The 1,458-nt window shown below is 67.2% G+C and carries 2 protein-coding genes; both read left to right on the plus strand.

Translation table 11 applies throughout. The annotated features are described in order from the left end of the window. Positions 1-102 precede the first annotated feature (102 nt). Positions 103-936: an IS5 family transposase gene (locus AB0C27_RS56135; RefSeq protein ID WP_357863642.1), complete on the plus strand. Its 834-nt coding sequence runs from the start codon at positions 103-105 to the stop codon at positions 934-936. Continuing rightward, entirely contained in the window at positions 933-1,379 is a 447-nt protein-coding gene (locus AB0C27_RS56140; protein ID WP_357863645.1) for a hypothetical protein, read from the plus strand. Before AB0C27_RS56135 ends, AB0C27_RS56140 begins: the two co-directional genes overlap by 4 nt. The last annotated feature ends 79 nt before the right edge of the window (positions 1,380-1,458 follow it).

A 1,458-nucleotide genomic window follows, 5' to 3' on the forward strand; every position in this document is an offset into this window, starting at 1 on the left:
AGAGTGCGTTCCGCGAGCATATGCCTGTGATGTCGCTATGTGATCGTATGGATTTGTAGCGTTACCGCCGGTCGGTGGGGTCTGCTGTGCTGGGATAGCCGGGTGACCGAGCGCAAGCCGTACCCCAGCGACTTAACCGACGCGGAATGGGCGCTGATCGAGCCCGTGCTCACGGCGTGGAAGGCCGCGCACCCGTCCGTCAGCGGCCACGAGGGCAACTACGAGTTGCGGGAGATCGTGAACGCCATCCGCTACCAAGGACGAACCGGTGTCCAATGGGACTTTCTCCCGCACGACCTGCCGCCTAAGAGCGCGACGTACTACTACTTCGGCAAGTGGCGCGACGACGGCACCGACAAGACGATCCATGACCTGCTGCGCTGGCATCTGCGCGAAAGGAAGAAACGATTAGCCGACCCGAGCCTGGTCGTGCTGGACACCCAGAGCGTCCACGTCGCGGCCGGGGTCCCCGCCTCCACGACCGGCAAGGACGCTGCCAAGCGCGTGCCGGGCAGGAAACGGGGCCTGGCGGTGGACGTGCTGGGCCTGGTCATCGCCGTGGTCGTCCTGGCCGCCTCGGCTCATGAGAACACCGCCGGGATCGCCCTGCTGGACCGGGTCGCCGCCGGCACCGAGGGCACCGTGACCAAGGCGCTAGCCGACCAGGGGTTCAAGAACGCGGTCGTCGCGCATGGCGCCGACCTAGGGATCGACGTGGAGATCGTCGAACGCAACCCCGCCGGCAAGGGGTTCGTCCCCCAGCCCAAGAGATGGGTCGTCGAGCAAACGTACGGCATCTTGATGTTCCACCGGCGTCTGGTCCGCGACTATGAGCACCTTCCGGCCAGTTCCGAAGCCCGCGTGTATTGGGCGATGACGGACGTGATGTCCCGCCGCCTGACCCGCGGCGCGTCCCCGTCGTGGCGGTGGGCATGATCGGGCCCGACGCCCGGCAGGCCGATCCGGGTGCCTGGCTCCTGGACCGGATCGACGCCCGCGAGCAGGCCTTGACCTGCCAGATCGAGCAGACCCAGGCGGAGATCGACATGCTCACCGCGAGGCTGGGCCAACTCAGCGAGGCGATCGAGCACCTGCGGATCAGCCGCAAGACCCTCATCTCCCTCGCCGAGGAAGATCCCACCCCGATCCAACCGGCCGCGCCACCTCCCGCAGTTCCCGAGCACCCGGCCTACCAGCAGATTCTCACCGTCTTCGCCGAGGCCGGCGGCTCCCTGCGCGCCCGGGACCTGGCCAGGGCCATGGACCTGCCCCTGACGCAGAACGACATCCAGAACGTCCGCGCCAAGCTCAAACGCCTGGTCAGCCGCGGCGTCCTTGTCGAGACCGAGCCGGGATTGTTCACCCAGCCACGCCCGTAGTCCGACCGGCGGGTCTCCGACCAGCCGACCTAACCCAACCCCACCGATGAAAGGGACATCAACTCGCAGAACGCACTCT

It is taken from the genome of Nonomuraea sp. NPDC048882 (assembly GCF_040649755.1).
Lineage (GTDB): Bacteria > Actinomycetota > Actinomycetes > Streptosporangiales > Streptosporangiaceae > Nonomuraea > Nonomuraea maheshkhaliensis.